The following is a 24,692-nucleotide window of genomic DNA, read 5'->3' as shown; positions in this document are numbered from 1 at the left end:
ACTCTTAGCAAACATGCAGATCCAGTTTTGAAGGCACGAGGCAGCCATCCATGGGGGATGGTTTTTTTATTTATCAAGAAAACCTTCCTGCTGGAAAAGGCAAGAAGGTTTTTAACGTTTATGTACGCCTTCAACGCGCACGATATTTACATAGGCAAGGCATGAGGGTTAATTTGATGAATCTGTTTCATAATAACGGTGGGAAACGTTTCAAAGTGATGCTCGAGAAAATGCTCAACGAGATATCGCTCAGCCAAGCCATAGGACAACGTCAGCTCTCCCCACCACTCCGTTTCGTAGCGGCAGAGCATGCTAAGCAAATACAGAAGGAGATAATGGCTTGCCCATTCTGGCAAGGGGAGGGAATCGGTAGATCCGTTCCAAAAATACAAGTTCGCTCCTTGAAGACGAAAGAGTGGGTGTTGTTCCAATGCAGGGAGGGCAAACTGGGGAATGAGCAGTTCTTTTCCTTTCCCCTCTCTCCAATGAAACTGCTGCGTAGGGATAGCAGCTGTCGATAACCGGCGGATATATTGGGAAAAGGTTTCCGTGGAGTACGCTAAAGCTCCCTCTAATCCTTCAGGAAATGAAATCGATACCCAAGGTCCAGCTGTTTTATGAGCTGCATTCCCTTCTGAAACGGAAGAGGGCGGTGCAGACAGTACTGCCCAATGCAGACGCTGCCAGAGGGCAGGCGTTTCGGAGAGCAGAGCACAGGACTGGCTCATGGCGGGTATAGAAGAGAACAATTCATGTACCAAATAGCGATCCTGTAAGGGAGACAGGCCAAATAAATGAGCCAAATGTGCAAAGAATCCTTCCTTTTGGGGGCGGATCTCATCTTCCGTCAGTTGGTATGCTGATCGTTTCAATTTCCGTGTGGTTACCCCGTGCTGCAGGACGCGGCTGTTTTGTGGGTAGGAGGGGTCACGAGTCAGCAGCATTCCCTTTAGCAGATGGGAGCATCCATAAAATAAAAGCAGTGGCCGAACAGAGAGATCAGCAGCTTCGGCATTGAGGTAATATTGCCTAGCTAGCCTCCAGAAATAGAGAAATCGTGTACTTTGTTGAAAAGCTAGGCGGTCGTAATGCTCGAGCCCTAACGTTTCATAGCAAGAGGATAAAAACTTTCGGGAAGTCGGTTCAGTTTCTAAAAAACGAAAGGCTTTCCAGGCATTATCCATACGAATCCACCTTTAATAATTTTCGTAAAAACAGCTAATTACACAAGCTCATTTTTTGATTTATCTGGATAATTCATTATAAAACCGAACATTTTATGCATTCCTTGACAGTAAATTATGCCGTTTGCTAAACTGGCTTAAACTATCACCGAGAGGGGCTTGCTGCTGTGCGGGAAGATAAATTCGTAAAAGAAGGTTTGACGTTTGACGACGTATTGCTCATTCCAGCAAAATCTGAAGTTTTGCCGAGGGATGTTGACCTTAGAACGAAACTGAGCGAATCGGTTACCTTGAATATTCCTCTTATCAGCGCGGGTATGGATACAGTGACCGAATCTGCACTTGCGATCGCAATGGCTCGCCAGGGTGGGATCGGAATCATCCACAAAAACATGACCATTGAGCAACAAGCGAGTGAAGTGGATCGTGTAAAACGTTCGGAAAGCGGTGTTATCACAAATCCATTTTCCTTGTCCCAGGATCATACGGTGCAAGATGCTGATGCACTCATGGGAAAATACCGGATCTCCGGTGTGCCGATCGTAGATGGGGACAACCATCTGATTGGGATTTTAACGAACCGCGATCTTCGTTTCGTCCATGATTTCTCGACACCGATTCATGAGGTTATGACAAAAGACAATTTGGTCACCGCACCAGTAGGAACAACACTGCTGCAAGCAGAAGCCATCCTGCAAAAGCACAAAATTGAAAAGCTGCCACTAGTGGACGAGAATAACATCCTGAAAGGCCTCATTACCATCAAGGATATTGAAAAGGCCATTCAGTACCCGAATGCGGCGAAAGACAAACAAGGGCGTTTGCTTTGCGGGGCGGCAGTAGGCGTTTCCGGCGATACTTTCGAGCGAGCAGCTGCATTGGTCAAGTCCGGTGTAGACGTGCTGGTAGTAGATACAGCTCATGGCCATTCCAAGGGTGTGATTGACACGGTAAGAGAAATCCGCAAAGTTTATCCGGAACTTACCATCGTTGCAGGAAACGTAGCAACTGGTGAGGCAACCCGCGAACTGATCGAAGCCGGAGCTTCTGTCGTGAAAGTAGGGATTGGACCAGGATCTATTTGTACAACTCGTGTTGTAGCCGGTATCGGTGTCCCACAAATTACGGCTATCAACGACTGTGCCCAAGTAGCGCGGAAATACAATATTCCAATTATTGCCGATGGAGGCATTAAATACTCCGGTGATTTGCCAAAAGCTATTGGCGCAGGCGCATCTGCGATTATGATCGGCAGCCTGTTTGCTGGTACAGAAGAAAGTCCGGGGGAATTTGAGATTTATCAAGGCCGACGCTTTAAGGTGTATCGCGGGATGGGCTCCATCGGTGCGATGAAAGCGGGAAGTAAAGACCGTTACTTCCAAGAAAACGAGCAAAAATTGGTTCCAGAAGGCATTGAGGGTCGCGTTCCTTACAAAGGACCGTTGTCCGACGTTACGTTCCAAATGATTGGCGGTTTGCGTGCGGGTATGGGGTATTGCGGAGCGAAAACGATTGAGGATCTCATCGAAAACTCGCAGTTTGTGCGGATTACAGGTGCTGGCTTGCGTGAGAGCCATCCACATGATGTACAAATCACAAAAGAGGCTCCAAACTACTCAATTTCCTAGGAAACAATTTAGTTCACAGGACCTAAACCTCCCTTTCCATCTAGGTGAAAGGGGGGTTTTTCTATCGTTTGCCAAAGTTTACAGTCCGAAACAAGCTTCAAGCCTACCTACTAACTATGGTAAACTTAGATTGGTGTGTGCGTTTAGTAGGAAAATAAGAACGACAGAAATGGGAGAGTGAGAGAATCTAATGAAACGAAAGACATGGACAAAGCGTTTAACAGGTCTGTTCCTTTCTGTCGCTGTATTAGCTACAGCAATGGGAGGAGCAGCGACTAAGGCCGATGCGGCACCTGCAGCCGATCTACAACTGGCAGCGAAATCTGCCATTCTCTTAGAGGCAACGACCGGTAAAATCCTGTATGCCACCAATCCCGATGTGCCATTGCCGCCTGCTAGTATGAGTAAAATGATGAGCGAATACCTGGTGCAGGAAGCGGTTAAGCAAAAGAAGATCAGCTGGGACGAACAGGTTCCCGTAAGTGAATATGCCTTTTACGTTGCAAAGATTTCGGATGCATCCGGTGTGTATTTGAATGCCGGCGAATCTTTTAGTGTAAAGGAATTGTACAAGGCGATGGCAGTTGTATCGGCGAATGATGCGACTGTACTGCTTGCAGAAAAAGTAGCTGGCAGTGAGCCAAACTTCGTGCAAATGATGAACAAAAAGGCAAAAGAACTCGGTATGACGAACACCTCTTTTGTCACCTCTACGGGGTTGCCAGCAAATGAACTGGGTCCATACTCCGTGCAAACGGATCAAGTAGAAAACCTGATGTCGGCTCGTGACTCCGCGATTCTCGCACGCGCGCTGATCCGTGATTTCCCGGAAGCGATCGAGGTATCCAAAATTCCACGTTTGACGTTCCGTGAAGGCAAACCAGATGAGCTGAAAAAAGCAAACTACAACTGGATGCTGCCAGATCTGAATAACTACTATCCAGGTGCTGATGGTCTGAAAACAGGTTATACCCAAGCTGCCGGATATTGCTTTACAGGTACAGCTACGCGTGACAATATGCGTCTGATTTCCGTTGTCATGGGTACCGAGAATGAGACAAAGCGCTTTGTTGAGACGAAAAAACTGTTTGACTACGGCTTCAGCAACTTCAAGCTGACCAAGCAAATGGACAAAGGTGCTACGATCAAAGGCTTTGAGACAGCACCAGTGAAAAATGGTGTTGAGCTGATGGTAAATGCAGCAGCAGGCAGTGAAGTGAACGTTCTGACCAAAATTGGCTCCGAGGCGAAATTCACGCCAACCGTTACCTTCCAGGAGCTGACCGCGCCGATCAAGCAAGGTCAAGTAATTGGTAAGCTTGTGTTGAAGGAAGAAGGCACCAAGGACAGCGATTACTTGCAGCCGGAAGATGCAGCAAAGGCTGGAGTAGACATTGTGGCTAGCCAGGAAGTGGAAGAGGGAAGCTGGATTCGCCTGTTTTTCCGCAGCATCATCCAGTTCTTCGGCAACTTGTTTGGAAGTGTTACAGGTAAATAAAGCACAGGATCCCCATCTCTTTGTGAGGTGGGGATTTTTTTTGCATTTTTCAAGTTTACAGAAATAGGGGTTGTTTTTTTCTGTATCTTTCGTTTACAATGACCTTAACAACGAACCATAACACCACATAACAGTTGTGGTCCTAACTTCGTGATATAGGGGGAAACGAAATGGTACAGGTAGGAACATCCCGCGTGAAAAAAGGTATGGCTGAAATGCAAAAGGGCGGCGTCATCATGGACGTAATCAACGCTGAGCAAGCCAAAATTGCGGAGGCAGCTGGGGCGGTAGCTGTAATGGCACTGGAGCGCGTACCTTCTGACATCCGTGCAGCTGGCGGCGTAGCACGTATGGCTGACTTGGGCATCGTAGAAGAGGTGCTGAATGCAGTATCCATCCCTGTTATGGCAAAAGCACGCATTGGTCATTTCGTGGAAGCGCGTGTTCTGGAGTCTATGGGTGTTGATTACCTCGATGAGAGCGAAGTACTGACTCCTGCCGATGATCTGTACCATATTAATAAAAAGGATTTCACTGTACCATTCGTATGTGGTGCGCGTGATCTGGGTGAAGCACTGCGCCGTATCGGTGAAGGTGCATCCATGATCCGCACCAAAGGTGAGCCAGGAACCGGAAACATCGTAGAGGCAGTTCGCCATATGCGTACGATGATGGCTCAAATTCGCAAAGTGCAAGCAATGTCCTACGACGAGCTGATGGCCGAAGCGAAAAATTTGGGAGCTCCCTATGAGCTGCTCGAGCAAGTGCACAAAAACGGCAAGCTGCCAGTCGTAAACTTCGCAGCAGGTGGGGTAGCGACTCCTGCCGATGCTGCTCTGATGATGCAACTCGGCTCCGATGGCGTGTTTGTTGGATCGGGTATCTTTAAATCCGAAAATCCTGAGAAGTTTGCCCGCGCCATCGTCGAAGCAACGACTCACTACGATGATTACGAGCTGATCGCCCGCGTGTCTAAAGGCTTGGGTAGTGCCATGACAGGTATTGAGATCTCCAAGATCCGTGAAGCAGATCGCATGCAAGACCGAGGCTGGTAAGGTGAATGCTATGAGAATCGGTGTACTGGCCCTGCAAGGAGCGGTAGCGGAACATGTTCGAATGCTGGAAGAGGCAGGTGCAACAGCCGTTGCTGTGAAAAAGGTGGAAGAGCTGGACGAGCTGGATGGTCTGATCATACCCGGCGGTGAGAGCACGACGATCAGCAAGCTGATGCATAAATACGGATTTATGGAAGCTGTTCGTGAGTTTGGCAAAGCAGGAAAGCCGATCTTTGGCACGTGTGCGGGAGCTATTCTTTTAGCGAAGCGGATCAACGGACAAGAAGACTCTCACCTTGGCCTGATGGACATCCTAGTAGAGCGCAATGCCTTCGGTCGTCAAAAGGAGAGCTTTGAAGTTACGATGCCTGTAGCGGGAGTAGCAGCTGATTATCCTGCCGTCTTCATCCGGGCTCCTTATATTCGGGAAGTTGGGGAGAACGGAGAGGTACTTGCAAAGTACGAAGAGAAGATCGTCGTGGCAAGAGAGGGACATTACCTGGCAGCAGCATTCCACCCCGAATTGACAGAGGATAATCGTTTGCATCGGTACTTTCTCGATATGGTGAGGGAGCACCGGAGCTAAACAAACCAAAACGGAAGCAAGGCCTGCATCGAAACGATGTAGGTCTTTATTTTTGCAGCAAGGTCTGAACGGTGATGAACGGGGAAATACTGGGTCCTAGCAAGATAGCTGCCCTTTACACAGGTATAGAACCTGTAGTACAGTTAACAATAGAAGCAAGAATTTATGTGAATGCGATGATGAGAACAAGTACTTTGCAAGAGCTTGGCCTAGAGAGTCGGTGGTGGGTGCAAACCGAACCAGCATGCGAAGGAATCCATCTCGGAGTGGCAAAGGATCAACTTTGTCCGGAACCGTCCCGTTATGACGGAAGAGTGGACCGATGCGAGGAGTTGTGCGCATTTGTCAACGAGGGTGGCAACGCGGGTATACAACACTCGTCCCTTACCAGGGGACGGGTGTTTTTTGTTTTCCAGATAAGACTCTATAAAAGGTCTTATCCAGTATAAAGGCAGCTAAGGCTGCGGCCAAAGGCTTGGCGTAGCCAAGTTTTCTAATGGATAATCTATTCGGAGGGATTCTCACATGTTGGACGTAAAAGTACTGCGCCAAGACTTGGAAGAAGTAAGACGCCGTTTAGCCCATCGCAATGAGGATATTACGGCACTGGATCAGTTTGCAGAAGTGGATGAAAAAAGACGCCAGGTCATTCAAGAAGCGGATGCTTTGAAAAACAAACGCAATACTGTATCTGAACAGGTTGCGGTGATGAAGCGTAATAAAGAAAATGCCGATCATCTGATTGCAGAAATGAAAGAAGTAAACGACCGCATCAAAGTGCTGGATGAAGAGCTGCGTCAGCTGGATGAACAGCAGGAACAAATCCTGTTGAGCCTGCCGAACCTGCCGCACGAGAGCACGCCGGTCGGAACATCGGAAGACGACAATGTAGTGATAAGGAAATGGGGTGAGCCTCGTCACTTTGATTTCGAGGCAAAACCACACTGGGATCTGGCTAGCCAGGCAGGTATCCTCGATTTTGAGACGGCAGCAAAGGTCACAGGAAGCCGATTCGTGTTCTACAAAGGGATGGGCGCTCGTCTGGAACGCGCCTTGATGAACTTCATGCTCGATTTGCACGCAAATGAGCATGGCTATGAAGAAGTAATCCCTCCGTATATCGTCAACCGTACAAGCATGACCGGAACAGGCCAACTGCCGAAGTTTGAAGAGGATGCGTTCAAGCTGGAAGGTCCTGACTACTTCCTGATCCCGACAGCGGAAGTTCCTGTGACGAATATGCACCGCGATGAAATCATGGATGGCGCAGAGCTCCCTCGCTACTACGCCGCTTACAGCGCATGTTTCCGCTCGGAAGCGGGCTCGGCTGGACGCGATACGCGTGGGTTGATTCGTCAGCATCAGTTTAACAAGGTTGAGCTGGTCAAATTCACCAAGCCAGAAGATTCGTATGATGAGTTGGAAAAGCTGGTGAACAACGCTGAGAAGGTATTGCAGCTCTTGGGCTTGCCCTACCAGGTCCTGAGCATGTGTACGGGTGATTTGGGCTTCACAGCCGCGAAGAAGTATGACATCGAAGTCTGGATTCCAAGCAACAACACGTACCGGGAAATCTCGTCGTGTTCGAACTTTGAGGATTTCCAGGCGCGTCGGGCGAACATTCGATTCCGCCGCGATACCAAGTCGAAGCCTGAATTTGTGCATACCCTGAACGGCTCGGGCCTCGCGATTGGCCGTACGGTTGCCGCGATCTTGGAAAACTACCAGGAAGCTGACGGATCGATCGTGATCCCAGAAGTATTGCGTTCGTATATGGGTGGAGTGGAAAAAGTCTCCCCTAAATAAATAAGTAGCAACACAGGCAGAACAGCTCTTGATCCCTAGGGACAAGGGCTGTTTTTTTGTACAGATAGGTACAACGATGGTCCGTCCTTCGCTTGGTCTAGTCAAATCATCCTGTGTACTAATACAGAAGGAAAAATTTAAAAAATCATGTTGCACTGTATCAATAGCTGTTATATAATAAAAACAAATCTTAAGAATATTGTTTTAATACAGATACGGAGGGAATGGGAAATGGACTGCTACCGTTGTGAGGGAAACGGCGAACAAAATTGCACGAGGTGTGGAGGAGTCGGTCACGATGAACATGGGGTGGCTTGTCACCATTGTCTGGGCGATGGTCATGTAAGCTGCAGCCATTGCAGTGGAAGCGGATATCAGGAGTAGGAACCATTTTTTTTGCGTGGTCTGTACTATAATACATTTTAATAATCAATACTGTACCATAATAATGTTTCTTCTGATGGAGGAGGAGCTCATTTGACTACGATTCCAACCAATCCGTATCCGCTCGAGCTGAGCATTACCGGAGAAATGCATGATGGGTACCGCGATGTTCTTACGCCAGAAGCCATTCAGTTTATCATCAAGCTGGAACAGAAATTTGGAGACAGACGCCAACAGCTGCTCGCTGATCGTCAGGAGCGGCAGTTGAAAATAGATGCGGGGCAGCTGCCGGACTTTTTGCCCGAGACGGCACAGATCCGCAAAGCAGAGTGGACGGTGGCTCCTTTGCCAACGGACTTGCAGGATCGACGTGTAGAAATTACGGGTCCAGCGGGCGATCGAAAAATGGTCATCAATGCACTCAACTCAGGTGCACGTATCTTCATGGCTGACTTCGAGGATGCGAATTCCCCTACATGGGAAAACACCATCCAAGGTCAGATCAACATGAAGGACGCAGTACGCCGCAATATCTCCTATACGAGTCCCGAGGGTAAACGGTATGCCCTTCAAGAGAAAACAGCAGTCTTGATCGTACGTCCGCGCGGTTGGCATCTGGAGGAAAAGCATTTCAGGCTGGAAGGCAGAGCGATTTCGGGGAGTCTGCTCGACTTTGGCCTCTACTTTTACCACAATGTCCAGGCGCTGATGGCCAATGGTACAGCTCCTTACTTCTATCTACCCAAGCTGGAGAGTCATCTGGAAGCTCGATTGTGGAATGATGTCTTCTTGTTTGCCCAGGATGAGCTGCATATCCCGCGCGGCACGATTCGGGCTACAGTCCTGATCGAAACGATTTTGGCTGCTTTTGAAATGGACGAAATTCTGTATGAGCTGCGTGAGCACAGCGCTGGCCTGAACTGTGGGCGGTGGGATTATATCTTTAGCTACATCAAAAAATTGCGGAATCAACCTGATGTGATCACCCCAGACCGGGCCCAGGTCACGATGACGGTTCCTTTCATGAAAGCATACACGTCGTTGGCAGTAAAAACGTGCCACAGACGGATGGCTCCATGCATCGGGGGGATGGCTGCGCAGATCCCGGTGAAAAACGACCCGGTCAAAAACGAGGAAGCGATCGCTAAAGTACGTGCTGACAAAGAGCGCGAAGCATATGACGGTCACGATGGTACTTGGGTAGCGCATCCTGGCTTGGTACCGGTGGCGATGGAAGTCTTTAACCGATTGATGCGAGAGCCTAATCAGATCTGGTACAAACGGGAGGACGTACAGGTAACGGCTAGCGATTTGCTGGCTGTACCAGAAGGAGTCATTACCGAGGAAGGCGTCCGTACAAACATCAGTGTCGGTTTGCAATATGTAGAAGCTTGGCTGAGGGGCTACGGTGCCGTTCCTATCCACAATTTGATGGAGGATGCAGCGACAGCGGAAATTTCCCGAGCCCAAGTATGGCAATGGATTCGTCATCCACGCGGCGTCTTGCAGGATGGGCGCAAGGTCACGGAAGCTTTGGTGAAACAGATGCTGACCGAGGAACTGCAAGTATTGAAAACAGCAATCGGTCTAGAGCGATATGAAACAAGCAAGTTCCCGTTGGCAGGCCAGTTGTTTCTACAGCTTGTGACGGAGGATGATTTTGAGGACTTCCTAACTGTTCCCGGTTATACCTATCTTCAATAAATAAAAAAATGAGTGGGGGAAACGAAAATGGGCAAACAAAACAAGCAGGAAGCGATTAAGCAGGTAGAGCAAAGCTGGAGCCAAGAGCGTTTTCAAGGGATTACCCGTACTTACACAGCAGAGGATGTCGTCCGACTGCGTGGATCCGTTCAAGTGGAACATACCTTGGCGCGGCTCGGAGCAGAGCGCTTGTGGAATTTGCTTCATACGGAGCATCACATCAAGGCACTGGGTGCATTGACAGGGAATCAGGCGATCCAGCAGGTAAAGGCAGGGCTTAAAGCGATTTACTTGAGCGGATGGCAGGTAGCGGCAGACGCGAACCTTTCCGGGCAGATGTATCCAGACCAAAGTCTCTATCCTGCCAACAGCGTTCCGCAAGTGGTAAAACGAATCAACCAGGCGCTTCAGCGGGCAGATCAAATCGATCAATCGGAGGGGGGAACCGACACGCATTGGTTCGCGCCAATCGTAGCCGATGCAGAAGCAGGGTTCGGCGGTCCTCTGAACGTATTTGAACTGATGAAAGGCATGATTGAAGCGGGAGCAGCGGGCGTTCACTTTGAAGACCAGCTCGCCTCCGAGAAAAAATGCGGTCATATGGGCGGCAAGGTGCTGATTCCGACCCAGGCAGCTGTTCGCAACCTGATCTCTGCCCGTTTCGCTGCTGACGTAATGGGGGTACCAACGATTATCGTAGCTCGTACGGATGCAAATGGCGCCTTCCTCATCACGAGCGACATCGATGAAGCGGATCAGCCTTTCCTCACAGGAGAGCGAACACCAGAAGGATTCTTCCGTCTGCGCGGTGGTCTGGATGCAGCTATTGCTCGCGGTCTGGCATACGCACCTTACGCGGATCTGATCTGGTGCGAGACATCAGAGCCAAATCTGGAGGAAGCACGCTGCTTTGCCGAAGCGATTCATGAGAAATTCCCTGGAAAGCTCTTGGCCTACAACTGCTCCCCATCCTTCAACTGGAAGAAAAAGCTGGATGAAGAATCGATTGCACGTTTCCAGGAAGAGCTGGGTGAGATGGGCTACAAATTCCAATTCGTTACACTGGCAGGCTTCCACGCTCTGAACTACGGGATGTTCGAGCTGGCAAGAGGCTATCGTGATCGCGGTATGGCTGCTTACTCCGAGCTGCAGCAAGCTGAATTCGCGAGCGAGGTACACGGCTACACGGCGACACGCCATCAGCGTGAAGTAGGTACCGGATACTTTGATGAAGTCGCGCAGGTTATTTCCGGGGGAACTTCTTCGACGACAGCACTGAGCGGATCTACAGAGGAAGAGCAGTTTCAGCATAATTAAGGCAATGCCAAATGTCTGAGTAAATAGAAGGCGATCAAAAAAGAATGGATAGAGACTCAGATTTTCTCTGAAATCTCTATCCATTCACGATTTACGCGTGGAAACTGCGGATTTCTTCCGATTCTTTTTTTAAGGTAGTAGCGTAGGCAATGAATCCAAGAGCGGCAGTTACGATGAGCAGCATGATCGTAGGTGTAAAGTCTCCACCGGACATATCTCTCATCCAGCCCATGATGTAGCTGGAGAAGCCACCTAAAATATTGGTGAAGCCCATAATACCAGCTGCTTTCCCGGCAGTCTCTTTCGTGGAATATTTCACGACAAACAGGTTTACTAAATGGAACATGCCTCCCTGCGTACCCATGGCAATTCCGAGGGATACTCCGGCAATCAGTGGATTGGTTGCGAAGTAAGCGGACGTGAGGAACAGCACGCATAGGATGAACCAGATGGAAGCGAGCAAGCCCGGGCGCTTCTTTTTATCAGCTAAAAAACCGCCGAGGATGACGAAACAGAGCGCGAAGATCCAAGAGAGGGATGTAATACCGGCCATCGCTTCGCGGGAAAAATGCTTGGCTTCAACCAAATACGTTGGCAGCCAGATGCTAATACCGAAAAAAATGAAGTAGGACATCAAATTACCGAAAAACACGATCCAATACCGGTAATTGGTGAGGAAGCTCTTTTTCTCTTCTGAAGTTCGAGCAGTCGTCTCAGCCAAACGGATGTGAGCTAGTTCTTTTTGGCTGACGCCAGGATGTTCTTCCGGAGTATTGCGTGCCAAAAACACGAACAGCGGAAGGGAGATAAAGAGAGTAAAGCTCGCGAGAACGTAGAACGACACATGCCAGCTATACGTTGTGATTAAATACGTTAAAATCAAGGCACCGATGGCAGGTCCCAAATAGTTGCCGATAATCCATGATGCTTGAGCCCGCCCAATTTCCCGACTGTTAAACCAGTTCGAGATGAATTTTGCTGAGACCGGAATCATCATGCCTTCTCCAAGCCCAAGGATAATGCGGCTGAGCATAAACATCTCATACGATTGTGCCATACCTCCGGCCACCATCGTCACAGTCCATACGCTCAGGCCAATGATGGCTGTTTTCCTTGCCCCGAGCTTATCGATGATAACGCCCCAGAAAATATTCGACACAGAGTAGGCGATCGTAAATATTAACGTAAGTAAACCGACTAACGCGTTTTTATTAGGCCCGGTTAATCCGAGATCCTGCAGGAATTGGGGATCGGTCTGAATGATGGAAATGCTTAACTTATCAATTTGTCCAAAAAACCAAAAGAAAAAGACCGGTAGAGCTACGTAGAACCAGCGTTTTTGCTCAGTAAGCATGCGAAGTTTCACCTCGATCGTGGTAGTTGATTGACATAGGGGCATCTTTGGGCGGAGTCCTCTTTTTTCGAGTAGGCTTTCGTGTAGGAGCGGGCTAGTGTGAATCTACGAGTAAGCCTCCTTTCTTTACATTTCATCGTTTTAATTACAAAACATATGTTTTGTAATTAAAACATTAAAGCGAATTATAATAGTATTTCGAATATTAGTCAATTCCGTGAAAGTTATAAAAGGGACAGAGGGAGTCACTGCTGTATTTGCCAAAAAGTGAGTACCTGCATATAATAAGAAGGTAAGCGTGTTGTCAAACTATGTCCCCGTAGCTCAGCAGGATAGAGCGTCAGTTTCCTAAACTGTAGGTCGGAGGTTCGAATCCTCTCGGGGACGCCATACAGGTGCAAATGGTTGTTCGAAATGCGGTTCTCTATTACTTAGAGAGCCGCGTTTTCATTTTGCGGAGCTTCTTCAGCGTCAACTCGTCCACCAGCACCTAACGAACCCCTCGCAATTTCCTAGCTGTATATCCGAGGCTCTCCATTTAAAAAAATGCACGGATGTTTAGGCGGGCACTCTTTATCAAACTCTACAGAGAACAGGCTACAGAGGAGGATTGGAGTTTGGCCAGCTACGTGCAGTATTTTAACGACATCCTTGCGACATTCAACAATCTCCCAAACAAGCTGCTGAATGTGGTTGCGACGATCAATGAACCCCTCAGGAGCTTGACTCACACGTTGATCGTGACCAATGTTCTATTGGGATTACTCTTTCTAACCTCTCTTGTGAACATCTATATGCTATGGAGATATGGCAAAAAGTGAGCCCGTTACCGATGGTGTTCATCTCTAAAGGCATGGCTTAAGCAATAAAGGGAGGGAGAAAAGGGTGAAGCTTGTCGCTTCATCCTCTTTTTTATTTGCTGGCGGCAAAAGATGTCGCTGTATGGAGGAAAATGTAGACGAGCCGAGAACTTCTTACCTCAGGATGTATTTTCCAAAAAAATAAAGAGGAGGGGGAGCGAGTTTCTTGGTGGTACGAGTAAAAAAGAGCTTACTAGCTGTTTGTTTCCTGATGATGCTGATGCCCCCGTCATTTGCCGAAGCAGCTACCCATGTCGAGGTCGCAGTCGATCAGTTAAATATTCGTAGTGCGCCTGGAACAACCACGCAAATCGTGGGAACGGTCACAAAGGCAACGCGACTGCCAATCGTTACGGAACAAAAAGATTGGACACAGGTGAAGCTTGCCAGTGGAAAGACGGGTTGGATCAATAACAAGTACGTAAAAATGATCGAGGTCCCTCAGATCAAATACGTTAAAAGTACCGTAGACATGCTGAATGTTCGGGCAGAACCAAATGCAACTGCCCAAATCTTGCAGATTATCGATAAAAACGGCGTATTTTTGCAAGTAAAAAAACAAGGGGATTGGGCACAGATCAAGCTTTCCGATCAGGCAAATGGATGGGTAAACGTACGCTATTTGACTGAAACAGCTGCGCCAGCACCTACCCCTGCCCCGGCACCAACGCCGATTCCGACACCAACAGAGCCAGTCGCTCCTACGTATCCGGTTGATGCAGGGACAGGAACGATTGCACTGACCGAAGGAGTCGATGTGTACACGGCTCCAGACTTTTTGGGCACAGTGCTTGGTCAATTGAGCGCAGGAACGATTGTCAACCAATACGGCTATACAAATGGCTGGTATACGATCAATTACGCTGGAACGTACGCCTACATCTATAAGCCGATCGCACCGGATGAGACAGGGCAGACGGTACCGAGCGAAGTATCCGTGACTTTAGATCCTATTCCTTTACCGACTCCTGCACCAAATCCAGATCCCGCTCCGACACAGCAGGAAGCCTCGATTCGGGTAAAAAATGCCGATACCAATCTGAGAAGCGGCCCCGGAACCAATTATCCGGTCGTGGGGAATGCTCAGCCGGGTCAGGTGTTTCCCATCGTGCAATCGGAAGGTGACTGGTATTTGATCCGGATGTCCGACGGCTCTACCGCCTACATCGCCGGATGGATTGTAGAACTGATTCAGCCGACGACCAGCACCCCTTCTAACGGTGTAGATCCCTTGGGTGTAGGCTACAACGGCGGAATGGTCGGAAACGAAAAAGTGTACATCTACTCTACGCATAACCGGGAGTCGTGGAGAAATGTTGCCCGCAATACACAGGGAAGCTCTGTTGACGACCCGGAAATCAATATTACCTTGGTTGGAAAACGTTTGGGTGATCTGCTGCAAGCCAAAGGGATCGCGACAATGGTCAACCAGGATGACTTTGCCCAGAAGCTGGCGGAGCAAAAGAAAAGCTTCGCGATGTCCTACACGGAATCGTATAAAGCGGTGGCGGCAGCGGCAGCGGTGAGCCCGAATCTGAAATACATTTTTGATATACATCGGGATAGTGACGAGCCGCGCAGCAAGGTCGCCATCACCATCAACGGAAAGACGTATTCGCGAGTTTTGTTCGTAATCGGAACAGCCAACCCGACTTACCTGGAAAACAAGAAACTGGCGGAAGCTCTGCATGCACGATTGGAAACGAACTATCCCGGCTTGTCCCGCGGAGTGATTTTGAAAGGAACGAACGAAGGAAACGGCGTCTACAATCAGTCTGTTTCCGAGGGAAGTCTGCTGCTTGAGTTTGGCGGAACCAACAATACGCTTGAAGAGTGCTACAACACGGCAGAGGCCTTCGCCGACGTGTTCACCAACTATATGCTGGAGTCACAAATCGCATTTCAGTAAAGACAAGCACGATTCCTTCGCCACCAGAAGCGGGGGAGTCGTGTTTTTATCTGTAACGACGGTATGAGGAGGTCCCTATGTCAAAGATAAATGACCAAGAGAGACAATTGCTAAAAGGAGATTGTGATAGCTGCTATGGCTTGTGCTGTGTTGCACTGCCCTTTGCAGCTTCATCTGATTTCGCCGAGAACAAAGACGGAGGCCAGCCCTGTAGCAACTTGCAGTCCGACTACCGGTGCAGCGTCCATAGCAAGCTAAGGGACATTGGCTTTCGAGGATGTACCGTGTTTGACTGCTTTGGAGCGGGACAAAAGGTCTCGCAAAAAACGTTCGAGGGCAGCGATTGGCGTCAGCATCCGCAAGTGGCGAGGCAGATGTTTGAAGTGTTTCCGCTCATGTGGCAGCTGCATGAGCTGCTCTGGTATTTGACGGAAGCACTGACACTGGACGCCGCTCACTCTATCCACGACTCCCTCAAAACTGCTTTGGACGAGACAAAAAGACTGACAGAGCTTCGTCCGGACGCGCTGCAAAAAGTAGATATAGCCGCTCATCGGGCACGAGTAAATGAGTGGCTACTCAAGACGAGTGAGCTTGTACGGGCAAAAGCGGTGTCCTCGCAAAAAGGGAAAAAGAAGACATTCGGCAGAGGAGCCGATCTGATCGGTGCCAAGCTCCGAGGGGCGGATCTTCGAGGCGCAAACCTGAGAGGGGCATACCTGATCGCTGCTGACCTTCGGGAAGCGGATCTGCGAATGGCTGATCTGATCGGCGCAGATTTTCGGGATACGGACCTGCGGGGAGCAGACTTGTCCGACAGCCTTTTCTTAACCCAGCCACAACTAAATGCGGCAAAGGGCGATGCTCGTACAAAGCTGCCACCCTCGTTTACACGGCCAACACACTGGTCCTAACGAAACGCTTATCTGGATAAGCGTTTTTCTTTTTCGCGCATTGCGTCCGATTCCTTACCTATGTTATTATTTTGTTTGCTGCAACATATATGTTATGACATGTAAATGGAACGGCGAAAGGGGGAGCATTTTTGAAGCTGGATGATGCGGTAGGGTTTTTGATCAATAATACGGGTCGCAGCATGACGCGGTTTTTGACGAGTGCGTTCAGTCATATGGATGTCACGACTGAACAGTGGTCGGTATTAAAAAGCTTGGAGGAAGAAGACCGACTCACGATAAAGGAACTGAGTAAACGAGTAGGAAAAGACCAGGCGAATGTAACGAGAATATCGGACCTGCTGGAGCGTAAGGGATATCTGGTCAGACAGCCAAACCCGGAAGACAAGCGCTCCTCGTTGGTCTGTCTGACGGAAGCGGGAAGAGAGATTACCAATCAGCTGATCCTGATCGACGAACACGTCCACGAGGTCGCGCTCAGAGGAATACCAGAGGAGGAAATCGCTTTTCTGAAGCAATTGCTTTCAAAAATCAGAGAGAATGTAAACGCGGAATAGAAAGAATGGTGCCGCGTGGATAGGAGAGAGATTCATTTGGATAAACAGCCCCTATGGACCAGGGACTTCATCAAAATATGCTTGAGCAGCTTGTTTTTGTTTATGACGTACTATGCTCTCGTCGCGACGCTGCCGATCTATATCATGGATACGATGCGCGGCGGCGAACGAGAAGTGGGCTTGACCTTAACGTTCTTTATTATCGCGGCTGTAATCGCTCGACCAATCGCCGGGAAATGGGTGGATGAGCTCGGCAAGAAAAAGGTAGCCATCCTTGCATCCGCTTTGTTTATGCTTTCCGCCTTCACGTACGCGGGAGCTCTCAGCTTTCTTTTTCTCTTGGGACTGCGCTTTGTGCACGGGCTGAGCTTCGGGTTTGCGACTACCGCTATGGCTGCCATTGCCACCGATCTCGTTCCTGAAGCCCGAAAAGGGGAAGGCATTGGCTACTATGCGCTGTTTATGAATTTGGCGATGGTCATCGGTCCGTTTGTCGGGCTGCTGATCATGAACACGTATAGCTTCTCCGTTTTATGTATGCTGATCTCCGTATTTGCTATCATTTCCTTCGTTTGCGGTGGATTGACCAAAGTGCAGGAAGCTCAGGCATCTGTGAAGAAGAGAGCGGATCAAAAGTTTGATTGGAAAAACTTCATTGAACCAGGTGCGATGCCGATCTCACTGACTGCTTGTCTCATGTCCTTTGCCTACAGTGGACTCTTATCCTTTATCCCCGTCTATGCCAAAGAGATTGGGGCAGCAGAGGTATCGAGCTATTTCTTTGTGATTTATGCAGTCATGATCGTACTGTCCCGACCATTTACCGGGAAGCTGTTTGACCGGATGGGCGAGCATGTCGTCATTTACCCGAGTATTATTTTGTACGCAATTGGGCTGATTTTACTGAGTCTGGCAAACGGACCCATGCTGTTCCTGGTAGCGAGCGCGGTCATTGGACTAGGCTACGGCAGTGTCTTCCCGAGCTTCCAGGCTATCGCGCTCAAGTCCGCACCGACAGAGAGAAGAGGGGTGGCGACGGGAACCTATTATTTGTTGTTCGATTTGGGAATGGGGATCGGATCATTCGTGCTGGGGATCATTGCTTCGGCCATGAATTTCAGCTCGATGTACTTGATCTCCTCGCTGATTGTCGCCTTTGCGGGAATCGTATATTTCCGTCTGTACCATCAAGCCTCGAACAGGAAGAAGCTGCAGGAAAAACGAGTAACGCTGCCCGCATCCGGTCAGTAAGCAGGAAGAGCCCTACCTTTGTGGGGCTTTTTTTTCTCCTAAAAAAAAGTGCCGTCCGCCACACGGATGCGGCTTCGAGCACTTGGAGATACGATCATTTACGCGAGGTTCTTTTTGCCGAAAAGGGCATTATCCAGACTGAGCTTGTTGCTGCCACTGATTGCGAGGGATGCCGTAATGGCGAGTAGAGCCAATTCCAGCTCGTAGCCGGCGCCACCATTGCTGCCCATAAACCCAGCAGCCAGCTTTGCTTTGATGATGGCACCAATCATGACAATCGCCAATACACCAGCGAAAATGCGCGTACCCAATCCGAGAATCAGTGTGATCCCGCCAATGACTTCAACGAAAGCGACAAAATAAGCGATAAAAGCAGGCAATCCCATGGTGCCGAAGAAGCCTGCGACGTTATCCAGGCCCATTTGGAACTTGGCGATACCGTGAATGACGAACGTGATCCCAGCGATAAAACGTAAAACAATGGCACTCCATTCAAAACGAGAAGACATGTATAATTACCTCCAAGAAGAATTTATTTTAAGTAACATAGTTACTTTTCGTTAGTTAGTTTATAATAAGAAAAGTTTCATGTCAAGAAACTAATCTCTCTAAGAAAAAACACCCAATCGAAACGGAGGAGAAAGCGCCCGTTTCCGCGCATTCTCTTTTGAAGGATCAGCAAAAGAGCGTTATACTAAAGGAGAATGAGGTGATTCCGATGAAACAGTCCTACCTTTGTCCGAAATTCGAAAAAGGCATGCAAATGCTTGGGAAGCGATGGACAGGGCTAATCTTATATCAGTTACTGGAGGGACCGCAGCGTTTTTGTGCGCTGGAAGGCGCTCTGCCAGTTAGCGGAAGGCTACTTTCTGAAAGATTGAAGGATCTGGAGAAGGAAGGCCTTGTGCATCGCGAAGTCTTCACCGATTGTGCCCCTGTACGGGTAGAGTATTCTCTCACACAGATGGGGCTTGCCATGGAGCCCGTTTTAAAAGGAATCGAGAGCTGGGCACAGGAATGGATCGTGCTGGACCCAAAGGACCCGGCGGATTGCGACCGTTCCAATGGGTAACTGCTGAACAACAAAGAAGCGCCGAAATGACACCGATGCTGGATGCGATGGATAGGAATAAAAATAAGCCCGGAACGGATAAATGAAGTGCACCCCTTAGAATAGACATTGGAAAAACCCCTAGGGAAATCCGATGTAATTCTAGGGGGTGTATTTTTATGGCAATGAAAGGTCAGAAGTATAAGTCGTATCCTGAATCCATGAAAATGGAGGCGATTCGTTTACATCTCGAGGAAAAGTGGACTTATCGGCAGATCACCGAGCACTTTGGTATTCAAGATAAAGACCGCGTAAAGAAATGGATGAAAAAGTATAAACAACTTGGAGAGTTTGGCTTTCTCGATCAGCGAGGTCGACGCCAGGCGTATATCGACCAGGATCGATATGTCCAACAGTTGAGACGGGAGAATCACATGCTAAAAAAGTGTTGGGAAATTTGGATGCGGGAGGTGCAGCACAGAAGTACTCCATCATAAAAGCAGCAGTTGGCGAGTACAGCGTCACGGAACTTTGCAAGCTGTTTGGCGTTTCAAGAAGTGGATACTATGCGTATGTAAAGCGACAGAATGCTGATCGAGACAGACCGGTGAGAGATCTCATCCAGAGTGTGTATACGAAGTATGATGGGAAATATGGATATCGACAAATCCAATTGTTTTTGCTGCACGATCATGGAGTGTGGATCAATCATAAGAAGGTTCTGCGTTTGATGCAAGAAATGGGACTCCGTTCTCGAATTCGTCGCAATCATTATGCTTCATCTGAAGGAGGACGAGTTGCTGAGAATGTACTGCAGCGTGATTTCAGAGCACAGGCTCCCAATCAAAAGTGGGTAACCGATATCACGCAGTACCGTGTGAAAGATACTTGGCTGTACGTATCGGCCATTAAAGATTTATTCAATAACGAGATCGTGGCTTATCACATGGACGTTAAAAATGACAGACAACTCGTCCTTCAAACCTTTACGAAAGCCTTTGAAAAGACGAAAGACGTGACTGGATTGATCGTTCATAGCGACCAAGGATGCCAGTACACGTCCTACGATTACCACGACATGCTGCCTACGGTTGGCGCCCAAATCAGCATGTCGAGGAGAGGCAATTGTTACGATAATGCCTCTATGGAGAGCTTCTTCTCGCATCTCAAAACGGAAGGACTCTACCCTTATGATATCCGAAATCTGGATGAGGCACAAAGACGAATTGAAGAATATATCCAATTTTATAACGAAAGTCGACCGCAACGAAAACTGAAAAAGCTGACTCCGGTAGAGTACCGACGCCAGCTTACTGCCTAGGGCTTTTTTCAATGTCCACTAAATGGGGTCTTGACCATAAACCGTTACCGGGCCATTTTATTTTAGAGCTTTGTGATTTCGTCCTTCAACAGCTCGGATTGTGTACCGAAAACGACTTGAACGCTGCCCTGACCAAGCTTCATGACACCGGCAGCACCGAGGTCCTTTAGCCCTTTTTCGTTGACGATCTTGTCGTCTTTGAGGACGAGGCGCAGACGAGTGATGCACGCATCTACGTTCACGACGTTTTCTTTTCCGCCGATGAGAGTCAGTACTTTTTGTGCTTTCTCCTGCATGGTATTGGTGCCTCTTGTTGTGCTGACTTCGACATCGTCATCTTCACGTCCAGGAGTCTTGATGTTCATCTTCACGATCAAGATACGGAACAGGAAGTAGTAAACGACTGCAAACGCCAGACCGATCGGGATAATCAGCCATGCGTTGGTGGAGAGCGGGAAGTTCAGCCCGTAGTCAATCAAGCCAGCAGAGAAGCCAAAGCCGTGCTTGATGCCCATCGCTGTAACGATATACCCGGATACCCCGGTCAAAACCGCGTGGATGACATACAGCAGGGGAGCTGCGAACATGAACGCGAATTCCAATGGCTCTGTAATCCCTGTCAGGAAGGAAGCGAGCGCAGTACCGATAAAGACAGAAGCGATTGCCTTGCGTTTTTCCGGTTTTGCTGTGTGAATGATGGCAAATGCAGCTGCAGGCAGAGCGAACATCATGATCGGGAAGAAGCCTGTCATAAACATACCAGCGGATTTGTCACCCGCGAAGAAACGATTCAGGTCACCGTGGACAACCTTTCCTGCTGCATCGGTAAAGTCACCGATTTGGAACCAGGCAATGGCGTTTAGCACGTGGTGCAGACCAAATGGGATGAGCAAGCGGTTGAAGAAGCCGAACAAACCGGCACCCAGTGCGCCCAGACCGACGATCCAGTTACCCATGCTGGTCAAAGCGTCTTGGATTGGACCCCAAACGATCCCGAAGAGCAACCCGATGATGACCATGCTAAGTGAAGTGATGATAGGAACGAAGCGTTTTCCCCCGAAGAAGCCCAGCCATTCCGGGAGCTTGATGTTGTGATAACGGTTGTAGCAGTAAGCAGCAACCCCACCTGCGAGGATACCGCCAAGAACACCCATGTTCAGCTTCGCATCATCAGCGATGAACGGCATGGCAGCCGGTACTTTGGACAGCACGGCAGTCAGTACCATGTAGGCGATCACAGCAGCCAAGGCGGCTACAGCGTCCCCAGCGAGACCGATTGCGACACCGACGGCGAAGATCAAAGATAAGTTATCGAAAATAGCAGATCCGCCAGCGAGCAGGAAAGGCGCAATGTACTGGTTCAGGAAACCACCAACAGCTGATCCCAGGTGAAACTCGGTTTCGTAGTTGATGGCACCGAAGCGAAGCAAGAGCGCTGCGGCCGGCAACGTGGCGACTGGGAGCATCAGTGCTTTCCCAATCTTTTGCAGAAAGGCGAGCATAAGGAAAACCTCCTTAGGAATGAGATGTATATCAGCAAGCCGTTCTCCGGATGAAAGGCAGAGGATGAGAGCACGAAGATTGCCCGGAGAAGACTATTCTGATCGATGTGATTGAAATCGCTTACAAGCTCTGGGGTAAAACAACAAAACAGTTACTCTGCTTTGTTGTTCAAAAACGCAACGACGTCTTCGGTAGTCGAAAGAGTGAGGACGTGGCTTGCGGTACGTTTGGCTTGCTCTATAGTTGTGGTGCGGATGCGTTGTTTGACTTTTGGCATGACGGATGCAGCTCCGCTGAATTCATCCAGTCCTAGTCCGAGCAATAGCTCTGTTGCGACAGGATCGCCAGCCATTTCCCCGCACAGTCCTGTCCAGATACCAGCACGGTGCGAGGCCTCGATGACCTGGGAGATCAGACGAAGAACCGCCGGATGGTAATAGCTGTACAAGTCAGCGATATTCGCATTCATGCGATCGACGGCCAAGGTGTACTGCACAAGATCATTGGTGCCGATACTGAAGAATTGGACCTCTTTGGCAAACGCATCTGCCTGCAGGCATGCCGCTGGGATTTCCATCATCATGCCGACTGCGATGTTCTCGTCAAACGCGACGCCTTCCTCGCGAAGCTGCGATTTGGCTTGCTCCAGAATGCTTTTAGCCGCTCGCAGCTGCTCGAGGTGAGAAATCATCGGAAACATGATGAGCAGTCGGCCAAAAGCACTGGCACGCAGCAGAGCGCGAAGCTGAACCTGGAACAGCTCTGGCCGTGCGAGCGAAATACGAATGGCTCGGAAGCCGAGAAACGGATTTTCTTCCTTTTCGAGAGCGAGAGCAGGCAAGTGCTTGTCGCCGCCCACATCCAAGGTACGGATAATCACGGGCTTGTCGCCAAAGGCAAGGGCTACACGCTTGTAAGCCTGGAACTGCTCTTCCTCATCAGGAAGGGTACTGCGGTCCATAAACAGAAACTCGGAACGAAACAGCCCGATCCCTTCTACTCCCGATGCGACCAGCGCGTCTGCTTCTTCCGGGACAGCCATGTTCGCCATCAGATGAACGCGGTGACCATCGAGGGTCTTTGCAGGCAGGTCCTTCATAGCTTCGTAGGCAACTCGCTCGATGGCTTCCTCTTCTGCTTTTGCCTCGTAGCGCTTGCGAGTTTCCTCGTCGGGAGCGGGGTACAGCTGGCCAGTCGCGCCGTCCAAAATGAGCAGCGTCTCGGACTCCATTTGTGTAAACAAAGCCTCCCCTACACCCATCACAGCGGGAATGCCAAGTGATCGCGCTAAAATGGCTGCGTGCGAGGTAGAGCCTCCCTTTACCGTCGCGATGCCCCGTACGTGCGACAGAGGCAGCTGCAGGGTTTCGGAAGGGGTCACATCTACGGCAATGAGGATGAACGGCTCTTCCGGGAAGCTCACCGATGATTCTTCTCCGGAAAGGTTGCGAATGAGGCGTCTGCTCACATCGCGAATATCGTCAGCTCGCTCGCGCATGTAGGCATCGTCCATGCTCTCGAACAGGGAGATGAATTGATCGGCTACCTGTGAAACGGCTGCGGAAGCACTGAGAAGCTGGTTTTCAATGGCGCTATTCATTTCCCCTGTGAACGCGGGATCGTCTAAGAACGCGAGGTGTGCGGACAGGATGGCTGCCTTTTCTGCTCCGAGCTGTTCTTCCGTCTGCACTCTCAGTTGCTCCAGCTGCTGGCGGGCAAGCTCGATGCTTTGTGCGAGACGGGATTGGTGGCTGCTTACATCAGCAGAAGAGATGGCTGTCTCGTGCGCAATTGGTTGATCCTGAGACAGCCGGACGATGGGAGCGATCGCGATGCCAGCAGAGACCGGAATACCTTTTAACATAAGTAACTCACCGTCCTCTTTCTGGAGTGTGATTAGCTTGCGAATTCCTGCTGAAAAAGCTGTTGGATTTCAGCTGCGACGCGCTCTTCGTCAGAGCCGTCGACTTGGATGGTCAAATGATCACCTTGGGAAATACCTAAGGTCATGATGCCGAGAATGCTGCGACCGTCAGCCATTTTCTCCCCTTTGTTCAAGGTGATTTTGGATTGGGACTGGGACGTGCGGCTAACGAAGAGAGCTGCCGGGCGAGCATGCAGCCCGCCAGGGGCCGTTACGGTTACTTGAAACTGAATCATGGGGACCTCCTGTTACATGAGCCTCTTGGCCGATTATTATTTGAGAAGAACGGTCATGATCGGCTCGCGACCAGCTTGCACGTCAGCTTTGGCTACGACGTTCTTTTCTGCTACGACATCGCCATTGGTAATCACGATGGGAGTGACAATCGGGCAACCGGCTTCTTTCAAGACAGATGCATCAAACTCGATCAGCTTGTCGCCAGCTTTGACTTGATCACCGACAGATACGAAGGGAGTAAAGCCCTGGCCTTTCAATTTGACGGTATCAATCCCGATGTGCATGAGAATCTCCAGACCGGAGTCGCTGGTTAAACCAATCGCGTGATGAGTAGGAAACAGGTGAGTGACTTTGGCGTCAATCGGAGCGAGCAGGAGCCCCTCGGATGGCAAAATCGCTACACCATCGCCAACTACCTTTTGGGCAAAAACAGGGTCTGGCACCTCGGAAAGAGGCACGATCGCGCCAGTCAGTGGTGCAAGAAAAGTGACTTCTTCTTGTTTCTTACGGGAAAACAAACCGCGTAGCATAAGTTCCTCCTTTTGCGTTGAACGAAAATAGGCATGAGCAGGTTAAACACAGGACATCTATACTATGTCCGTATGTTCTAACCGCTCATGCCTAGTCGAACCTAGTAACACGCAGGTTA

Annotated in this window: 22 protein-coding genes, 1 tRNA gene and 1 other annotated feature; of the genes, 16 read left to right on the top strand and 7 right to left on the bottom strand. The window is 49.5% G+C overall.

Features of this window, described 5'->3' with window-relative positions:
• Positions 1–146: 146 nt before the first annotated feature.
• The gene (locus EDM59_RS12505; RefSeq protein WP_122923898.1) at positions 147–1,184 is read right to left on the bottom strand and encodes a YaaC family protein; all 1,038 of its coding nucleotides are present in this window, start codon (positions 1,182–1,184) and stop codon (positions 147–149) included.
• Positions 1,185–1,351: 167 nt separating this feature from the next.
• On the opposite strand from EDM59_RS12505, the gene guaB reads away from it, so the two are divergent.
• The 7 genes from guaB (at position 1,352) to aceA (ending at position 11,162) form a co-directional block, all read left to right on the top strand.
• Entirely contained in the window at positions 1,352–2,812 is a 1,461-nt protein-coding gene (gene guaB / locus EDM59_RS12500; protein ID WP_122923897.1) for an IMP dehydrogenase, read from the top strand.
• A gap of 190 nt (positions 2,813–3,002) precedes the next feature.
• A complete protein-coding gene (locus EDM59_RS12495) occupies positions 3,003–4,310 on the top strand; it encodes a D-alanyl-D-alanine carboxypeptidase family protein (protein ID WP_122923896.1) in 1,308 nt (435 codons plus the stop codon).
• 170 nt (positions 4,311–4,480) lie between these two features.
• Positions 4,481–5,365, top strand: coding sequence for a pyridoxal 5'-phosphate synthase lyase subunit PdxS (gene pdxS / locus EDM59_RS12490; protein ID WP_092274759.1), 885 nt, complete (start codon positions 4,481–4,483; stop codon positions 5,363–5,365).
• A 10-nt stretch (positions 5,366–5,375) separates the two neighbouring features.
• On the top strand, positions 5,376–5,951 hold the full coding sequence (pdxT, locus tag EDM59_RS12485) for a pyridoxal 5'-phosphate synthase glutaminase subunit PdxT (RefSeq protein WP_122923895.1): 576 nt from the start codon (positions 5,376–5,378) through the stop codon (positions 5,949–5,951).
• Positions 5,952–6,118: 167 nt separating this feature from the next.
• Positions 6,119–6,339 (top strand) — a binding site (T-box leader).
• Positions 6,340–6,476: 137 nt separating this feature from the next.
• Positions 6,477–7,757 (top strand): serine--tRNA ligase, encoded by a 1,281-nt coding sequence (gene serS / locus EDM59_RS12480; RefSeq protein WP_122923894.1) that lies wholly within the window; start codon positions 6,477–6,479, stop codon positions 7,755–7,757.
• A 477-nt stretch (positions 7,758–8,234) separates the two neighbouring features.
• Positions 8,235–9,845, top strand: coding sequence for a malate synthase A (gene aceB / locus EDM59_RS12475; RefSeq protein ID WP_122923893.1), 1,611 nt, complete (start codon positions 8,235–8,237; stop codon positions 9,843–9,845).
• 27 nt (positions 9,846–9,872) lie between these two features.
• A complete protein-coding gene (gene aceA, locus EDM59_RS12470; RefSeq protein ID WP_122923892.1) occupies positions 9,873–11,162 on the top strand; it encodes an isocitrate lyase in 1,290 nt (429 codons plus the stop codon).
• A gap of 91 nt (positions 11,163–11,253) precedes the next feature.
• Here aceA and EDM59_RS12465 read toward each other — a convergent pair whose 3' ends face one another.
• Entirely contained in the window at positions 11,254–12,516 is a 1,263-nt protein-coding gene (locus EDM59_RS12465) for an MFS transporter (protein ID WP_122923891.1), read from the bottom strand.
• A 313-nt stretch (positions 12,517–12,829) separates the two neighbouring features.
• Here EDM59_RS12465 and EDM59_RS12460 point away from each other — a divergent pair.
• The 6 genes from EDM59_RS12460 (at position 12,830) to EDM59_RS12435 (ending at position 18,007) form a co-directional block, all read left to right on the top strand.
• Positions 12,830–12,906: transfer RNA gene (locus EDM59_RS12460), tRNA-Arg, on the top strand.
• Between the two features lie 227 nt (positions 12,907–13,133).
• On the top strand, positions 13,134–13,337 hold the full coding sequence (locus EDM59_RS12455; protein ID WP_122923890.1) for a hypothetical protein: 204 nt from the start codon (positions 13,134–13,136) through the stop codon (positions 13,335–13,337).
• 205 nt (positions 13,338–13,542) lie between these two features.
• The gene (gene spoIIP, locus EDM59_RS12450; protein ID WP_122923889.1) at positions 13,543–15,285 is read left to right on the top strand and encodes a stage II sporulation protein P; all 1,743 of its coding nucleotides are present in this window, start codon (positions 13,543–13,545) and stop codon (positions 15,283–15,285) included.
• 77 nt (positions 15,286–15,362) lie between these two features.
• Complete coding sequence (locus EDM59_RS12445) at positions 15,363–16,199, top strand: pentapeptide repeat-containing protein (RefSeq protein ID WP_122923888.1); 837 nt, start codon at positions 15,363–15,365, stop codon at positions 16,197–16,199.
• Between the two features lie 131 nt (positions 16,200–16,330).
• The gene (locus EDM59_RS12440) at positions 16,331–16,756 is read left to right on the top strand and encodes a MarR family winged helix-turn-helix transcriptional regulator (protein ID WP_122923887.1); all 426 of its coding nucleotides are present in this window, start codon (positions 16,331–16,333) and stop codon (positions 16,754–16,756) included.
• Positions 16,757–16,792: 36 nt separating this feature from the next.
• Entirely contained in the window at positions 16,793–18,007 is a 1,215-nt protein-coding gene (locus tag EDM59_RS12435; RefSeq protein ID WP_122923886.1) for an MFS transporter, read from the top strand.
• A 98-nt stretch (positions 18,008–18,105) separates the two neighbouring features.
• On the opposite strand, the gene EDM59_RS12430 is transcribed toward EDM59_RS12435, so the two are convergent.
• Entirely contained in the window at positions 18,106–18,516 is a 411-nt protein-coding gene (locus tag EDM59_RS12430) for a DoxX family protein (protein ID WP_122923885.1), read from the bottom strand.
• A 209-nt stretch (positions 18,517–18,725) separates the two neighbouring features.
• Between EDM59_RS12430 and EDM59_RS12425 the strand changes: the two genes are divergently transcribed.
• From EDM59_RS12425 to EDM59_RS12415, 3 genes are all read left to right on the top strand, one after another.
• Positions 18,726–19,079, top strand: coding sequence for a winged helix-turn-helix transcriptional regulator (locus EDM59_RS12425; RefSeq protein WP_122923903.1), 354 nt, complete (start codon positions 18,726–18,728; stop codon positions 19,077–19,079).
• Between the two features lie 158 nt (positions 19,080–19,237).
• Positions 19,238–19,555, top strand: a complete 318-nt coding sequence (locus tag EDM59_RS12420; protein ID WP_122923884.1) for a helix-turn-helix domain-containing protein — start codon at positions 19,238–19,240, stop codon at positions 19,553–19,555.
• Positions 19,516–20,379 carry an IS3 family transposase gene (locus EDM59_RS12415; RefSeq protein WP_183192899.1) on the top strand — a complete coding sequence of 288 codons (864 nt, stop codon included), beginning with the start codon at positions 19,516–19,518 and terminating at the stop codon, positions 20,377–20,379. The genes EDM59_RS12420 and EDM59_RS12415 overlap by 40 nt, the downstream gene beginning before the upstream one ends.
• Positions 20,380–20,441: 62 nt before the next feature.
• On the opposite strand, the gene nagE is transcribed toward EDM59_RS12415, so the two are convergent.
• The 4 genes from nagE to EDM59_RS12395 all read right to left on the bottom strand — a co-directional run bounded on the left by nagE (position 20,442) and on the right by EDM59_RS12395 (position 24,573).
• Positions 20,442–21,881 carry an N-acetylglucosamine-specific PTS transporter subunit IIBC gene (gene nagE / locus EDM59_RS12410; protein WP_122923882.1) on the bottom strand — a complete coding sequence of 480 codons (1,440 nt, stop codon included), beginning with the start codon at positions 21,879–21,881 and terminating at the stop codon, positions 20,442–20,444.
• 152 nt (positions 21,882–22,033) lie between these two features.
• On the bottom strand, positions 22,034–23,746 hold the full coding sequence (ptsP, locus tag EDM59_RS12405; protein WP_122923881.1) for a phosphoenolpyruvate--protein phosphotransferase: 1,713 nt from the start codon (positions 23,744–23,746) through the stop codon (positions 22,034–22,036).
• Positions 23,747–23,778: 32 nt separating this feature from the next.
• The gene (locus tag EDM59_RS12400) at positions 23,779–24,042 is read right to left on the bottom strand and encodes an HPr family phosphocarrier protein (protein WP_092274794.1); all 264 of its coding nucleotides are present in this window, start codon (positions 24,040–24,042) and stop codon (positions 23,779–23,781) included.
• A 36-nt stretch (positions 24,043–24,078) separates the two neighbouring features.
• Positions 24,079–24,573, bottom strand: a complete 495-nt coding sequence (locus EDM59_RS12395) for a PTS sugar transporter subunit IIA (RefSeq protein WP_122923880.1) — start codon at positions 24,571–24,573, stop codon at positions 24,079–24,081.
• Between the last annotated feature and the right edge of the window lie 119 nt (positions 24,574–24,692).

Source organism: Brevibacillus nitrificans (assembly GCF_003710965.1).
Classification (GTDB): Bacteria; Bacillota; Bacilli; order Brevibacillales; family Brevibacillaceae; genus Brevibacillus; species Brevibacillus centrosporus.
Note: the sequence above shows the minus strand (reverse complement) of the source record. Positions and strands in the feature narration are given on the sequence as shown.

What these genes read in the sequence shown, in the direction of transcription:
- aceA (WP_122923892.1), top strand. Translation starts at nt 9,873, where the DNA reads ATGGGCAAACAAAACAAGCAGGAAGCGATTAAGCAGGTAGAGCAAAGC.
- EDM59_RS12445 (WP_122923888.1), top strand. Translation starts at nt 15,363, where the DNA reads ATGTCAAAGATAAATGACCAAGAGAGACAATTGCTAAAAGGAGATTGT.
- EDM59_RS12430 (WP_122923885.1), bottom strand. Translation starts at nt 18,516, where the DNA reads ATGTCTTCTCGTTTTGAATGGAGTGCCATTGTTTTACGTTTTATCGCT.
- ptsP (WP_122923881.1), bottom strand. Translation starts at nt 23,746, where the DNA reads ATGTTAAAAGGTATTCCGGTCTCTGCTGGCATCGCGATCGCTCCCATC.
- nagE (WP_122923882.1), bottom strand. Translation starts at nt 21,881, where the DNA reads ATGCTCGCCTTTCTGCAAAAGATTGGGAAAGCACTGATGCTCCCAGTC.
- EDM59_RS12425 (WP_122923903.1), top strand. Translation starts at nt 18,726, where the DNA reads ATGAAACAGTCCTACCTTTGTCCGAAATTCGAAAAAGGCATGCAAATG.
- EDM59_RS12505 (WP_122923898.1), bottom strand. Translation starts at nt 1,184, where the DNA reads ATGGATAATGCCTGGAAAGCCTTTCGTTTTTTAGAAACTGAACCGACT.
- pdxS (WP_092274759.1), top strand. Translation starts at nt 4,481, where the DNA reads ATGGTACAGGTAGGAACATCCCGCGTGAAAAAAGGTATGGCTGAAATG.
- EDM59_RS12465 (WP_122923891.1), bottom strand. Translation starts at nt 12,516, where the DNA reads ATGCTTACTGAGCAAAAACGCTGGTTCTACGTAGCTCTACCGGTCTTT.
- EDM59_RS12395 (WP_122923880.1), bottom strand. Translation starts at nt 24,573, where the DNA reads ATGCTACGCGGTTTGTTTTCCCGTAAGAAACAAGAAGAAGTCACTTTT.
- EDM59_RS12420 (WP_122923884.1), top strand. Translation starts at nt 19,238, where the DNA reads ATGGCAATGAAAGGTCAGAAGTATAAGTCGTATCCTGAATCCATGAAA.
- EDM59_RS12400 (WP_092274794.1), bottom strand. Translation starts at nt 24,042, where the DNA reads ATGATTCAGTTTCAAGTAACCGTAACGGCCCCTGGCGGGCTGCATGCT.
- pdxT (WP_122923895.1), top strand. Translation starts at nt 5,376, where the DNA reads ATGAGAATCGGTGTACTGGCCCTGCAAGGAGCGGTAGCGGAACATGTT.
- serS (WP_122923894.1), top strand. Translation starts at nt 6,477, where the DNA reads ATGTTGGACGTAAAAGTACTGCGCCAAGACTTGGAAGAAGTAAGACGC.
- EDM59_RS12495 (WP_122923896.1), top strand. Translation starts at nt 3,003, where the DNA reads ATGAAACGAAAGACATGGACAAAGCGTTTAACAGGTCTGTTCCTTTCT.